Origin of the sequence: Pseudomonas sp. OST1909 (assembly GCF_015277575.1) — a bacterium.
Lineage (GTDB): Bacteria > Pseudomonadota > Gammaproteobacteria > Pseudomonadales > Pseudomonadaceae > Aquipseudomonas > Aquipseudomonas synxantha_A.
In genome coordinates this window covers 5,473,305-5,488,479 of record NZ_CP063780.1, presented here as the reverse complement: position 1 = coordinate 5,488,479, position 15,175 = coordinate 5,473,305, and the positions used below count along the sequence as shown (strand labels likewise).

Genomic DNA, 15,175 nt, shown 5'->3' with positions numbered 1-15,175 from the left:
GACGGCAGATTCTGGAAGCCTATAATTCGCCCCACTTCCGGCGCAGTCGAAACGGAAAACTCCTTGGTAAACAATGAGTTACGTGGTTTTCGATAGCAAGTTGCTTCAGTTCATCGAAGCCAAAAGGAAGTTGAAAAAGAGGTGTTGACAGCAGCGTGTAACGCTGTAGAATTCGCCTCCCGCTTCGGAGAGATCTTAAGCGCAAGTGGTTGAAGTTGTTGAAGAAATCTTCGAAAGCTTCTGAAAATAATCACTTGACAGCAAATGAGGCTGCTGTAGAATGCGCGCCTCGGTTGAGACGAAAGATCTTAACCAACCGCTCTTTAACAACTGAATCAAGCAATTCGTGTGGGTGCTTGTGGAGTCAGACTGATAGTCAACAAGATTATCAGCATCACAAGTTACTCCGCGAGAAATCAAAGATGTAACCAACGATTGCTGAGCCAAGTTTAGGGTTTCTTAAAAACCCAAAGATGTTTGAACTGAAGAGTTTGATCATGGCTCAGATTGAACGCTGGCGGCAGGCCTAACACATGCAAGTCGAGCGGTAGAGAGAAGCTTGCTTCTCTTGAGAGCGGCGGACGGGTGAGTAATGCCTAGGAATCTGCCTGGTAGTGGGGGATAACGTTCGGAAACGGACGCTAATACCGCATACGTCCTACGGGAGAAAGCAGGGGACCTTCGGGCCTTGCGCTATCAGATGAGCCTAGGTCGGATTAGCTAGTTGGTGGGGTAATGGCTCACCAAGGCGACGATCCGTAACTGGTCTGAGAGGATGATCAGTCACACTGGAACTGAGACACGGTCCAGACTCCTACGGGAGGCAGCAGTGGGGAATATTGGACAATGGGCGAAAGCCTGATCCAGCCATGCCGCGTGTGTGAAGAAGGTCTTCGGATTGTAAAGCACTTTAAGTTGGGAGGAAGGGTTGTAGATTAATACTCTGCAATTTTGACGTTACCGACAGAATAAGCACCGGCTAACTCTGTGCCAGCAGCCGCGGTAATACAGAGGGTGCAAGCGTTAATCGGAATTACTGGGCGTAAAGCGCGCGTAGGTGGTTTGTTAAGTTGGATGTGAAATCCCCGGGCTCAACCTGGGAACTGCATTCAAAACTGACTGACTAGAGTATGGTAGAGGGTGGTGGAATTTCCTGTGTAGCGGTGAAATGCGTAGATATAGGAAGGAACACCAGTGGCGAAGGCGACCACCTGGACTAATACTGACACTGAGGTGCGAAAGCGTGGGGAGCAAACAGGATTAGATACCCTGGTAGTCCACGCCGTAAACGATGTCAACTAGCCGTTGGAAGCCTTGAGCTTTTAGTGGCGCAGCTAACGCATTAAGTTGACCGCCTGGGGAGTACGGCCGCAAGGTTAAAACTCAAATGAATTGACGGGGGCCCGCACAAGCGGTGGAGCATGTGGTTTAATTCGAAGCAACGCGAAGAACCTTACCAGGCCTTGACATCCAATGAACTTTCTAGAGATAGATTGGTGCCTTCGGGAACATTGAGACAGGTGCTGCATGGCTGTCGTCAGCTCGTGTCGTGAGATGTTGGGTTAAGTCCCGTAACGAGCGCAACCCTTGTCCTTAGTTACCAGCACGTCATGGTGGGCACTCTAAGGAGACTGCCGGTGACAAACCGGAGGAAGGTGGGGATGACGTCAAGTCATCATGGCCCTTACGGCCTGGGCTACACACGTGCTACAATGGTCGGTACAGAGGGTTGCCAAGCCGCGAGGTGGAGCTAATCCCACAAAACCGATCGTAGTCCGGATCGCAGTCTGCAACTCGACTGCGTGAAGTCGGAATCGCTAGTAATCGCGAATCAGAATGTCGCGGTGAATACGTTCCCGGGCCTTGTACACACCGCCCGTCACACCATGGGAGTGGGTTGCACCAGAAGTAGCTAGTCTAACCTTCGGGAGGACGGTTACCACGGTGTGATTCATGACTGGGGTGAAGTCGTAACAAGGTAGCCGTAGGGGAACCTGCGGCTGGATCACCTCCTTAATCGACGACATCAGCTGCTCCATAAGTTCCCACACGAATTGCTTGATTCATTGAAGAAGACGAAAGAAGCAGCCCGAAATTGGGTCTGTAGCTCAGTTGGTTAGAGCGCACCCCTGATAAGGGTGAGGTCGGCAGTTCGAATCTGCCCAGACCCACCAATTTTGTGTGGGAAACGCCTGTAGAAATACGGGGCCATAGCTCAGCTGGGAGAGCGCCTGCCTTGCACGCAGGAGGTCAACGGTTCGATCCCGTTTGGCTCCACCACTACTGCTTCTGTTTGTATAAAGCTTAGAAATGAGCATTCCATCGTTGTGATGGTGAATGTTGATTTCTAGTCTTTGACTAGTTCGTTCTTTAAAAATTTGGGTATGTGATAGAAAGATAGACTGAACGTTACTTTCACTGGTAACGGATCAGGCTAAGGTAAAATTTGTGAGTTCTCTTAATCGAGAAATTCGAATTTTCGGCGAATGTTGTCTTCACAGTATAACCAGATTGCTTGGGGTTATATGGTCAAGTGAAGAAGCGCATACGGTGGATGCCTTGGCAGTCAGAGGCGATGAAAGACGTGGTAGCCTGCGAAAAGCTTCGGGGAGTCGGCAAACAGACTTTGATCCGGAGATGTCTGAATGGGGGAACCCAGCCATCATAAGATGGTTATCTTGTACTGAATACATAGGTGCAAGAGGCGAACCAGGGGAACTGAAACATCTAAGTACCCTGAGGAAAAGAAATCAACCGAGATTCCCTTAGTAGTGGCGAGCGAACGGGGACTAGCCCTTAAGTGGCTTTGAGATTAGCGGAACGCTCTGGAAAGTGCGGCCATAGTGGGTGATAGCCCTGTACGCGAAAATCTCTTAGTCATGAAATCGAGTAGGACGGAGCACGAGAAACTTTGTCTGAATATGGGGGGACCATCCTCCAAGGCTAAATACTACTGACTGACCGATAGTGAACTAGTACCGTGAGGGAAAGGCGAAAAGAACCCCGGAGAGGGGAGTGAAATAGATCCTGAAACCGTATGCGTACAAGCAGTGGGAGCCCACTTTGTTGGGTGACTGCGTACCTTTTGTATAATGGGTCAGCGACTTATTTTCAGTGGCGAGCTTAACCGAATAGGGGAGGCGTAGCGAAAGCGAGTCTTAATAGGGCGTCTAGTCGCTGGGAATAGACCCGAAACCGGGCGATCTATCCATGGGCAGGTTGAAGGTTGGGTAACACTAACTGGAGGACCGAACCGACTACCGTTGAAAAGTTAGCGGATGACCTGTGGATCGGAGTGAAAGGCTAATCAAGCTCGGAGATAGCTGGTTCTCCTCGAAAGCTATTTAGGTAGCGCCTCATGTATCACTGTAGGGGGTAGAGCACTGTTTCGGCTAGGGGGTCATCCCGACTTACCAAACCGATGCAAACTCCGAATACCTACAAGTGCCGAGCATGGGAGACACACGGCGGGTGCTAACGTCCGTCGTGAAAAGGGAAACAACCCAGACCGTCAGCTAAGGTCCCAAAGTTATGGTTAAGTGGGAAACGATGTGGGAAGGCTTAGACAGCTAGGAGGTTGGCTTAGAAGCAGCCACCCTTTAAAGAAAGCGTAATAGCTCACTAGTCGAGTCGGCCTGCGCGGAAGATGTAACGGGGCTCAAACCATACACCGAAGCTACGGGTATCACGTAAGTGATGCGGTAGAGGAGCGTTCTGTAAGCCTGTGAAGGTGAGTTGAGAAGCTTGCTGGAGGTATCAGAAGTGCGAATGCTGACATGAGTAACGACAATGGGTGTGAAAAACACCCACGCCGAAAGACCAAGGTTTCCTGCGCAACGTTAATCGACGCAGGGTTAGTCGGTCCCTAAGGCGAGGCTGAAAAGCGTAGTCGATGGAAAACAGGTTAATATTCCTGTACTTCTGGTTATTGCGATGGAGGGACGGAGAAGGCTAGGCCAGCTTGGCGTTGGTTGTCCAAGTTTAAGGTGGTAGGCTGGAATCTTAGGTAAATCCGGGATTCTAAGGCCGAGAGCTGATGACGAGTTAACTTTTAGTTAACGAAGTGGTTGATGCCATGCTTCCAAGAAAAGCTTCTAAGCTTCAGGTAACCAGGAACCGTACCCCAAACCGACACAGGTGGTTGGGTAGAGAATACCAAGGCGCTTGAGAGAACTCGGGTGAAGGAACTAGGCAAAATGGCACCGTAACTTCGGGAGAAGGTGCGCCGGTGAGGGTGAAGGACTTGCTCCGTAAGCTCATGCCGGTCGAAGATACCAGGCCGCTGCGACTGTTTATTAAAAACACAGCACTCTGCAAACACGAAAGTGGACGTATAGGGTGTGACGCCTGCCCGGTGCCGGAAGGTTAATTGATGGGGTTAGCTAACGCGAAGCTCTTGATCGAAGCCCCGGTAAACGGCGGCCGTAACTATAACGGTCCTAAGGTAGCGAAATTCCTTGTCGGGTAAGTTCCGACCTGCACGAATGGCGTAACGATGGCGGCGCTGTCTCCACCCGAGACTCAGTGAAATTGAAATCGCTGTGAAGATGCAGTGTATCCGCGGCTAGACGGAAAGACCCCGTGAACCTTTACTATAGCTTTGCACTGGACTTTGAATTTGCTTGTGTAGGATAGGTGGGAGGCTTTGAAGCGTGGACGCCAGTCTGCGTGGAGCCAACCTTGAAATACCACCCTGGCAACTTTGAGGTTCTAACTCAGGTCCGTTATCCGGATCGAGGACAGTGTATGGTGGGTAGTTTGACTGGGGCGGTCTCCTCCTAAAGAGTAACGGAGGAGTACGAAGGTGCGCTCAGACCGGTCGGAAATCGGTCGTAGAGTATAAAGGCAAAAGCGCGCTTGACTGCGAGACAGACACGTCGAGCAGGTACGAAAGTAGGTCTTAGTGATCCGGTGGTTCTGTATGGAAGGGCCATCGCTCAACGGATAAAAGGTACTCCGGGGATAACAGGCTGATACCGCCCAAGAGTTCATATCGACGGCGGTGTTTGGCACCTCGATGTCGGCTCATCACATCCTGGGGCTGAAGCCGGTCCCAAGGGTATGGCTGTTCGCCATTTAAAGTGGTACGCGAGCTGGGTTTAGAACGTCGTGAGACAGTTCGGTCCCTATCTGCCGTGGACGTTTGAGATTTGAGAGGGGCTGCTCCTAGTACGAGAGGACCGGAGTGGACGAACCTCTGGTGTTCCGGTTGTCACGCCAGTGGCATTGCCGGGTAGCTATGTTCGGAATAGATAACCGCTGAAAGCATCTAAGCGGGAAACTAGCCTCAAGATGAGATCTCACTGGAACCTTGAGTTCCCTGAAGGGCCGTCGAAGACTACGACGTTGATAGGTTGGGTGTGTAAGCGCTGTGAGGCGTTGAGCTAACCAATACTAATTGCCCGTGAGGCTTGACCATATAACACCCAAGCAATTTGTTTCTCGAAAGAGCATCAGATTGCGGTGTGTGAAGACGAAGATGAACCGAAAGTTCGACGCTCACAAAACACCGAAAGTTGTCACATACCCAATTTGCTGAAGCGAGACCAACTGGTCGCGACTCAGTACCCGAATTTCTTGACGACCATAGAGCATTGGAACCACCTGATCCCATCCCGAACTCAGCAGTGAAACGATGCATCGCCGATGGTAGTGTGGGGTTTCCCCATGTGAGAGTAGGTCATCGTCAAGATTAAATTCCAGAACCCCTGTTTGCTAACGCAAACAGGGGTTTTGTTTTGGGCGGTCGAAAAGTGTCCACTCTATCCGCGCACGCCTGTCAGGCTGTGTCCGCCCCATGCACCACAGTGCTAAAGTCCACCCCTCGATTTTGCTTTTCCCAAGGAAGCCGTTATGCCGGACGCAACGTCCCTCAGCCCTGGATTCATGGTGGTTCACGGTAACCGCCTGGACGAACTGCGCAGCCTGGTGGTCAGCTGGATGCGCCGTTATCCACTGGCACCTTTGGAAAACGAAATCGCGTTGGTACAAAGCAACGGCATCGCCCAATGGCTCAAGCTGGCCTTGGCTGAAGATCCGCAAGAAGATGATATGGGCGGCTGCGGCATTGCCGCAGCAATCGACGTGCAACTGCCTGGCAGCTTTATGTGGCAGCTCTACCGCATGGTCCTGGGCCGTGATGAAATTCCACCCAAGTCCCTGCTCGATAAAGCCCCGCTGACCTGGCGTCTTATGCGCCTGTTACCCGAACTGATTGGCCAGCCGCATTTTGAGCCCCTACAGCGCTTCCTGACTCAAGACACCGACCTGCGCAAACGCTACCAACTTGCCGAGCGCTTGGCCGATTTGTTCGACCAATACCAGGTCTACCGCGCTGATTGGCTGGAAGACTGGGCCGCAGGTCGGCACCAACTGCGCAATGGTCGAGGCGAATCCAAGCCCCTCAACCCTGCCAACTGCTGGCAAGCCGAGTTATGGCGTGCGCTGCTGCTGGATGTAGGAGAGGAGGGCATGGCTGAAAGCCGAGCCGGCGTTCACCAGCGCTTCATCGAGCGCATCAACAGCCTTGAGCAAGCGCCGCCCGGCTTGCCTTCCCGGGTGATTGTGTTCGGCATTTCATCACTGCCGGCTCAAGCACTTGAAGCCCTCGCTGGTCTGGCCCGTTTCAGCCAGGTCCTGCTCTGTGTGCATAACCCTTGCCGCCATCATTGGTCCGACATCGTCGCCGACAAGGATTTACTGCGTAACGAATACAAGCGCCAGGCGCGCAAAGCCGGTATGCCGGTCACTATCGATCCCCAAACCCTGCACCAGCACGCCCATCCGCTACTGGCAGCCTGGGGCAAGCAGGGCCGTGATTACATCAGTTTGTTGGACAGCTACGATGACCCCAACAGCTACCGCGCCGCATTTCGCGATGGGCGCATCGATCTGTTCAGCGACAGCGAACCCAACACGCTGCTCAACCAGCTCCAGGACGATATCCTCGAACTGCGCCCGCTGAATGAAACCCGCAAACTGTGGCCCGCTGTTGATCTGGAGCATGATACGTCCATCCGGTTCCACATCGCCCACAGCGCCCAGCGCGAAGTGGAAATCCTCCACGACCAATTGCTCCAACGCTTCAGCGCCGATCCAACGTTGCGCCCTCGGGACATCATCGTCATGGTTCCCGACGTCGACAGCTACGCGCCGCACATCCGCGCGGTCTTCGGCCAGCTTGAGCGAAATGACCCACGCTTCATCCCCTATACCCTGACAGACCAAGGCCAACGCGGCCGCGATCCTCTACTGATCGCCGTCGAACATCTGCTCAAGCTTCCCGACAGTCGTTTCCCCGTCAGTGAAATCCTCGACCTGCTCGACGTTCCCGCCCTGCGTGAGCGTTTTGCTATCAAAGAGCGCGACCTGCCTACCCTGCATCGTTGGATCGAAGGCGCCGGTATCCGCTGGGGGCTGAACGCCGAACAACGTGTCGGTTTGGGTCTACCCACAGATCTGGAACAAAACAGCTGGCGATTCGGCCTGCGCCGTATGTTGCTGGGCTATGCAGTCGGCACTGGCATGGCCTGTGAAGGCATTGAGCCCTACGACGAAATCGGCGGCCTCGATGCGGCATTGATCGGCCCGCTGGTCGCCCTGCTCGATGCCTTGAATGATGCCCATCAGGCGTTATCACAACCGGCTGCTCCCCTGGTGTGGGGCGAGCGATTGCAACGCTTGATGCAGCTGTTCTTCCTGCCCAGCAGCGAACACGATGACTACCTCTTGGGCCAGCTTGAGCAACTGAGAGAGACCTGGCTGGAAACCTGCGAATCCGTTGGCTTGCAGGACGAGTTACCGCTTACGGTCGTCCGTGAGGCTTGGCTGGCCGGATTGGATCAGGGCCGCCTGTCCCAGCGCTTTCTCGCCGGAGCTGTCAATTTTTGTACTCTGATGCCCATGCGTGCGATCCCGTTCAGACTGGTCTGCCTGCTCGGCATGAACGACGGCGACTATCCACGAGCACAACCGCCGCTGGACTTCGACCTGATGGGCAGCGACTACCGTCCCGGTGACCGTTCGCGCCGCGAAGACGACCGCTACCTATTACTCGAAGCGCTGCTCTCGGCCCGCGACCAGTTGTATATCAGCTGGGTAGGCCGCAGCATCCGCGATAACAGCGATCGCCCTGCCTCGGTATTGATCGGCCAGTTGCGCGACCACCTCGCCAGCGGCTGGCAGCACGCCGGCAGCGATAAGCCGCTGATCGACGCAATGACCCAGGAACACCCGCTCCAACCCTTCAGCGCCCGCTACTTCCATGAGGGCGATCCACTGTTCAGCTACGCCCGCGAATGGCAATTACTGCATGAAGCGCGGGATGTCATGCCCCCAACGAATGTACTGGTGCAGCATCAACAGGAAGAACCCCTCAGTCTCGGCCAGTTGCAGGACTTCTTGCGCAACCCGGTCAAACATTTCTTCAGCCAGCGTCTGAAAGTATTCTTCGAGGCCGCAGAAGTGCCTCTGGCTGACGAAGAACCCTTCGTCCTCGACGCGCTTCAACGCTATAGCCTCAGCGACAGCCTGCTAAATGCTGCACTGACCCACCCCGAACACCTTGACCAGGCCCTCCACGCCCAAGCCCTGCGTTTGCAAGGCAGTGGCCTGTTGCCGATGGTCGGTTTCGGTGAGTGCCTGCGTAAGGAGTTGATCGAGCCGTTGCCTGACCTGGTGCAGCGCTATCAACAGCTCCTGGCGCTGTGGCCGACCCCACATACCGGCGCTGAACCTATCAGTTTTGAGTATCGAGGCATTCAGTTGGAAGGCTGGATCAGCGGCTTGCATCGCCGCAGCGATGGCGGCCTGTTAAGCGTTACCACCATCCCCAACAGCATTGGCTCGATCAAGACACGCAAGTGGCATCGCTTGATCCGCCCTTGGGTCAACCATGTGGTGGCCTGCGCCTGTGGCCTGCCATTGAGTACCGGCCTGGTAGCAAGTGACGACACCTTGCTGCTCGAGCCGTTGGATAAACCTACTGCCCAGGAAATCCTCGGCAACCTGCTGCTGGCTTGGCACACCGGTATGAGCACACCGCTGCCCGTTGCAGTAAAAACCGCTTTCGCCTGGCTCGGCCAAACTGACCCCGCCAAGGCCCAAGCCGCGGCCAGCAAAGCTTACGAAGGCGATGGCATCACCACTGACGGCGAACGCCGCGAAACGCCTGCTCTCACGCGGCAATTTCCCGACTACGCGGCGTTGGTCGCCAGTGAGGAATTCGAAGGCTGGTGCGAAACCCTGTATCGTCCGCTCATCAACGCACCATGGCGATCGCTTTCCAGCGCGGAGGCCAGCGCATGATCGGCAAACCCTTGGCCCTGGCATTCCCGCTTAAAGGCAGCCAGTTGATTGAAGCCAGTGCCGGCACTGGCAAGACCTTCACCATCTCTGCGTTATACCTGCGCCTGGTGCTCGGCCATGGTGGTGATGAGTCCGGCTTCGGCCGCGAACTGCTGCCGCCGCAAATTCTCGTCGTCACGTTCACCGATGCGGCCACCAAGGAGCTGCGTGAACGCATCCGCATCCGCCTGGCCGAAGCTGCGCGCTTCTTTCGCGACGAAATCGAACAGCCCGATGCGTTGATCGCCGACCTGCGCGAGCAATACGCCCCGCAGCAATGGCCGGCCTGCGCCAACCGCCTGGACATCGCCGCGCAATGGATGGATGAAGCGGCGGTCTCGACTATCCACAGCTGGTGCCAGCGTATGTTGCGTGAACATGCGTTCGACAGTGGCAGCCTGTTCACCCAGACCCTGGAAACTGACCATAGCGACCTGCTGGGCGAAGTGCTGCGCGATTACTGGCGATTGTTCTGCTACCCGATGCACGACGATGCGCTCAACTGGGTGCGCAACAATTGGGGCGGCCCCGCGGCGCTGATGCCAAGGGTGCGTGCGCTGTTCGGCAGCGAGCGGCCCACCGACGAAAGTCGCGAGCCGGCCGAACTGATCAACGCTTGTTTGCAAGAGCGTCGCGCCGCGCTGACGACCCTCAAGGCACCCTGGCAACAATGGGCCGCCGAGCTGCGCGATATCTGCCTGCAAGCCGTCGCCGCCAAAACGGTCGATGGGCGCAAGATGCAAGCGCGCTACTTCGAACCCTGGTTCGAAAAGATCAGCGCCTGGGCCGCCGATGAAACCCTGGAGCAATTGGACATCGGTACCGGCTTCACGCGCCTGACGCCCGAGGGCATGGCCGAAGCCTGGAAGGGCGAACCGCCGCAGCACCCGGGGATCGAGGCGATGGCCGGCCTCAAAGCCAGCCTTGACGCCTTGCCAACGCCAGACGCAGCGGTATTGCAACATGCTGCCGGCTGGGTGGGTAAACGCTTCGAAGAAGAGAAGCGTCGCCGCGCTGAAATGGGCTTCGACGACATGCTGATCCGCCTCAACGCGGCCCTTCAGGCAGACGGTGGCGAGCGCCTGGCCAGTGTGATCCGTGAGCAATTCCCGGTGGCACTGATTGATGAATTTCAAGACACCGACCCGGTGCAATACAGCATCTTCGACAGCATCTACCGCATCGACGAAAACCACCTGGACAGTGGCCTGTTCTTGATCGGCGACCCGAAGCAGGCGATCTACGCCTTTCGCGGTGCCGACATCTACACCTACCTGCGCGCCCGGCAGTCCACCACCGGCCGCCATCACACCCTGGGCACCAACTTCCGCTCCAGCCATGCGATGGTCGAAGCGGTAAACCACGTGTTCCAGCGTGCGGAAACCGGCCGTGGTGCGTTCCTGTTCCGCGAGCCGAACGGCGAGAACCCGGTGCCGTTTCACCCGGTGCTGTCCCAGGGCCGCAGCGAGCACCTGCAGGTTGACGGCCAACCGTTGCCGGCCATGAACCTGTGGCACCTGCCTACCGACCAGCCGATTTCCACCGCGGTTTACCGTCAGCACTTGGCTGCGGCCTGCGCCACACAGATCGTCGCGTTGCTCAATGGTGGGCAGCAAGGCACAGCAGGTTTTGTAAAAGAGGGCAGTCTCAAGGGCGTATTGCCGTCAGACATCGCCATCCTCGTACGTGACGGCAAGGAAGCCCAGGCCGTGCGCGCTGAGTTGGCCAGCCGTGGCGTGCGCAGTGTGTACCTGTCGGATAAGGACTCGGTTTTCGCCGCCCAGGAAGCTCACGACCTGCTGGCCTGGCTCAAGGCCTGCGCCGAGCCGGATGTCGAGCGCCCGCTGCGCGCCGCCCTGGCCTGCGTCACCTTGAACCTGTCCCTGGCGGAGCTGGAGCGTCTGAACCAGGACGAATTGGCGTGGGAATCACGCGTGATGCAGTTCCGTGGCTACCGCGCAATCTGGCGCACCCAAGGCGTGCTGCCGATGCTGCGTCGCCTGCTCCACGACTTCAAGCTGCCGCAAACCCTTATCGCCCGCAGTGATGGCGAGCGCGTGCTGACCAACCTGTTGCACCTCAGTGAGTTGCTGCAACAAGCCGCGTCGGAACTCGATGGTGAACAGGCGTTGATCCGCCACCTGGCCGAACACCTGGCACTGTCGGGCCAGGCCGGTGAAGAACAGATCCTGCGTCTGGAAAGCGATGAGCAACTGGTCAAGGTGGTGACCATCCACAAATCCAAGGGCCTGGAATACGACCTGGTGTTCTTGCCCTTCATCTGCTCGGCCAAACCGGTGGATGGCAGTCGCTTGCCGCTGCATTACCACGATGAACACGGCAAGTCCCAGGTGAGCCTGCGGCCAACGGCCGAGCTGATCGCCCTAGCCGATGACGAGCGCCTGGCCGAAGACCTGCGTTTGTTCTACGTGGCCTTGACCCGCGCCAAACACGCGTGCTGGTTGGGTATTGCCGACCTCAAGCGCGGCAATAACAGCGGCTCGGTCTTGCACCTGTCTGCATTGGGCTATTTGCTCGGTGCCGGCGCGTCGTTGGGCGAATCAGCGGCTCTGGCGCGCTGGTTGCTGGATTTGCAGCAAGACTGTGCGGCAATCCGTTATGACCTTGTGCCGGACGCCCAAGACGTCCTTTTCCACCCGCCGCGTAATCAAGCGGCCCTGCTCGCGCCATTGCTGCCTGCACGCAAGGCCGCGGAAAACTGGTGGATTGCCTCCTACAGCGCCTTGCGCATTGGCGACAGCATGAGCGCCGCCAACCTCGAAGCCCCCGAAAGCCCACAGGCCCAGAAGCTGTTCGATGACGAACGCCTCGACCCCGATGCCCCTCGGGAAACGGTCGCCTCCGGCGGGGATATTCACCGTTTCCCACGCGGCCCTAACCCAGGCACCTTCCTTCACGGCTTGTTGGAGTGGGCCGGTGAAGAAGGTTTCAACGTGGCCCCCGAGGCCATCGAAAAAGCTGTGGGCGCACGCTGTAACCGCCGCAACTGGGAAGGCTGGATCGTCACCCTCAGCGGCTGGCTGGAGCATCTGCTGCAAACGCCACTGCCCCTGTACAACGACCGCTTCACCCTCAGCGGCCTGCAGCAGTACCAGATCGAGATGGAATTCTGGTTTGCCAGTCACACCGTCGACGTACTCGCCCTCGACAAACTGGTGTGCCAGCACACCCATGGCGGCGTGTCCCGTGTGGCCGCCGAACCGGTGTTGCTCAACGGCATGTTCAAAGGCTTTATCGACCTGACGTTCGAGCACGATGGTCGTTACTACGTGGCGGACTACAAATCCAATTGGCTCGGCCCTGACGACTCGGCCTACACCCAGGACGCCATGGAACACTCGATCCTCGAGCATCGGTACGACCTGCAATACGTACTTTACCTGCTGGCCCTGCACCGCCAACTCAAGGCGCGCCTGCCGCATTACGATTATGACCAGCACGTCGGCGGTGCCCTGTACCTGTTCCTGCGCGGTAGCCAGTCAGTGAGCCAGGGCGCGTATTTCACCCGCCCGCCCCGTGAGTTGATCGAAAGCCTGGACCTGTTGTTCCAGGGCAAGCCCATCCCACCCAAGGTTGAGCCCGCCTGGGAACAAGGAGTGCTCTTATGAGCCTGTCGCCGTTACCGCTGGAGGCGCTTTTGCCCCTCGATCGTGCCGCCGACCTGCTGCAGTTGCTTGCGCGTTGGGTCGAGCGGGGTTGGCTGAGGGCCTTGGACAAAGCCTTCGTCGGCTTCCTGTACGAGCTGGACCCAAAGGCCGATCCCCTGGTGCTGCTGGCGGCGGCCTTGACCAGCCATCAACTGGGCCATGGCCACGTCTGCCTGGATGTGTTCGAAACCCTCAAGGCGCCTGATTTCGCCCTGTCATTGCCGCCCGAAGGCGACCTGCACACCGGCGCCATGCTGCTACCCTCGCAGTTGCTGCACGGCCTGGATGGCGCGCATTGGTGCCATGCCCTGGCTTCAAGCCCGTTGGTCGCGCTGGCCGTCGATGGCAGCGAGGAGGCCCGCAGCCGCCCGTTGGTGTTGTCCGGCAAGCGTCTGTACCTGCGCCGTTATTGGACTTACGAGCGGCGCATCGACCACGCCCTGCGCCTGCGCCTTGCCAACGTGGAAGAGGCCGCCGCCGATCTGCCGCGACGTCTCAATCGCCTGTTCGACCAACCGGCGCCCGATGGGGTGATTGACTGGCAAAAGCTCGCCTGCGCCCTGGCGACCCGCGGCGCCTTCAGCATCGTCACCGGCGGCCCCGGTACCGGCAAGACCACCACCGTGGTACGCCTGCTCGCGCTGTTGCAGGCGCCCGCCGTGGAATCCGGCAGCCCGTTGCGCATTCGCCTGGCTGCGCCCACCGGTAAAGCCGCTGCGCGCCTGACCGAATCCATCAGCCAGCAAGTGCTGTCGCTGACAGTGCCCGACAACGTGCGGGAAAAAATCCCGACCCAGGTCACCACGGTCCACCGTTTGTTGGGCAGCCGTCCGGGCACCCGGCACTTCCGTCATCACCTGGGTAACCTGCTGCCTTTGGATGTGCTGGTGGTGGACGAAGCCTCGATGATCGACCTGGAAATGATGGCCAACCTGCTCGACGCCCTGCCGCCCCACGCACGCCTGGTATTGCTGGGCGACAAGGACCAACTGGCCTCGGTAGAAGCGGGGGCCGTTCTCGGCGATTTGTGCCGTGATGCCGAAGCCGGCTGGTACAGCCCGCAGACCCGCCACTGGCTGCAAGCCGTCAGCGGTGAAGACCTCAGCACCAGTGGCCTGCAAGCAGACCTCAATGGCAGCCATCCGCTGGCCCAGCAAGTGGTGATGCTGCGCTATTCGCGCCGCTTCGGTGAGGGCAGCGGCATTGGCCAACTGGCGCGTTGGGTCAACCAGCAAAACGCCGAAGAGGCCCGCCAGCTGTTAGCCGCAGGCCGTCACGAAGACCTGTTCTGCGTCAGCCTCAAGGGCGAGCATGACCATGCCCTTGAGCGCTTGGTCCTGGACGGGCAGGGCGATGGCGCTCAGGGTTACCGCTACTACCTGAACCTGCTGCAATCGGCACGCCCCGCTGCCGACACCCCGCGTGACGATCCAGCCTGGACCGATTGGGCGCAACAATTGCTGCACGCCTTCGACGCGTTTCAGCTGTTGTGCGCCGTGCGAAAAGGCCCTTGGGGGGTCGAAGGGCTCAACCTGCGCATCACTGCGGCGTTGCGTAAAGTACGTCTGATCGAAGGTGACGAGCAGTGGTACGAAGGTCGACCGGTGCTGATGACCCGCAACGATTACGGCCTGGGCCTGATGAACGGCGACATTGGCATCGCGCTGAAATTGCCCGAAAGCGAGGGCGGCCCCCACGTGCTGCGGGTGGCCTTCCCACGTAACGATGGCCAAGGCGGCGTACGTTTTGTGCTGCCCAGCCGCTTGAATGATGTTGAAACCGTGTATGCGATGACCGTGCACAAATCCCAGGGCTCGGAGTTCACCCATACGGCGCTGATCCTTCCGGACGCTTTGAACCCGGTGCTGACCAAAGAGTTGATCTATACCGGTATTACCCGCGCCAAGCGCTGGTTCAGCTTGATCGAGCCACGCGGTGGGGTGTTTGAGGAGGCGGTACGGCGCAAGGTCAAGCGTTTGAGCGGGCTGATGCTGGAGTTGGACGCCATGCCTGAAAAACTGACTGATAGGTCATGAAATATTTCTGATTCAGATGTCTGATTTTTCTGAAAAAATAGTAGGCCCCATGCCTGGCGTGCGGCGTGGGGTTTCCCGCCGCTGTGCTATCGTTGCGGCATCACCCTGGAAAATACCTGAGAGAAG

3 protein-coding genes, 2 tRNA genes and 3 rRNA genes are annotated in these 15,175 nt (G+C 57.7%); all 8 read left to right on the top strand.

Annotated features, from left to right (window positions below):
• Positions 1–479: 479 nt before the first annotated feature.
• The 8 genes from IH404_RS23890 to recD all read left to right on the top strand — a co-directional run bounded on the left by IH404_RS23890 (position 480) and on the right by recD (position 15,049).
• Positions 480–2,016: ribosomal RNA gene (locus IH404_RS23890) — 16S ribosomal RNA — on the top strand.
• Between the two features lie 81 nt (positions 2,017–2,097).
• A tRNA-Ile gene (locus IH404_RS23885) sits at positions 2,098–2,174 on the top strand.
• A gap of 30 nt (positions 2,175–2,204) precedes the next feature.
• A tRNA-Ala gene (locus IH404_RS23880) sits at positions 2,205–2,280 on the top strand.
• Between the two features lie 247 nt (positions 2,281–2,527).
• Positions 2,528–5,419: ribosomal RNA gene (locus IH404_RS23875) — 23S ribosomal RNA — on the top strand.
• A gap of 157 nt (positions 5,420–5,576) precedes the next feature.
• A 5S ribosomal RNA gene (gene rrf / locus IH404_RS23870) occupies positions 5,577–5,692 on the top strand.
• Together the 16S, 23S and 5S rRNA genes with 2 tRNA genes alongside form the textbook arrangement of a ribosomal RNA operon.
• 161 nt (positions 5,693–5,853) lie before the next feature.
• Positions 5,854–9,306, top strand: a complete 3,453-nt coding sequence (recC, locus tag IH404_RS23865; protein WP_194439204.1) for an exodeoxyribonuclease V subunit gamma — start codon at positions 5,854–5,856, stop codon at positions 9,304–9,306.
• Positions 9,303–12,974, top strand: a complete 3,672-nt coding sequence (recB, locus tag IH404_RS23860) for an exodeoxyribonuclease V subunit beta (RefSeq protein WP_194439201.1) — start codon at positions 9,303–9,305, stop codon at positions 12,972–12,974. Before recC ends, recB begins: the two co-directional genes overlap by 4 nt.
• A complete protein-coding gene (recD, locus tag IH404_RS23855; RefSeq protein WP_194439199.1) occupies positions 12,971–15,049 on the top strand; it encodes an exodeoxyribonuclease V subunit alpha in 2,079 nt (692 codons plus the stop codon). The genes recB and recD overlap by 4 nt, the downstream gene beginning before the upstream one ends.
• Positions 15,050–15,175: the final 126 nt, after the last annotated feature.

Bases quoted from the DNA above. Each gene is read 5' to 3' on its own strand.
- recC (WP_194439204.1), top strand. From the start codon at position 5,854: ATGCCGGACGCAACGTCCCTCAGCCCTGGATTCATGGTGGTTCACGGT.
- recB (WP_194439201.1), top strand. From the start codon at position 9,303: ATGATCGGCAAACCCTTGGCCCTGGCATTCCCGCTTAAAGGCAGCCAG.
- recD (WP_194439199.1), top strand. From the start codon at position 12,971: ATGAGCCTGTCGCCGTTACCGCTGGAGGCGCTTTTGCCCCTCGATCGT.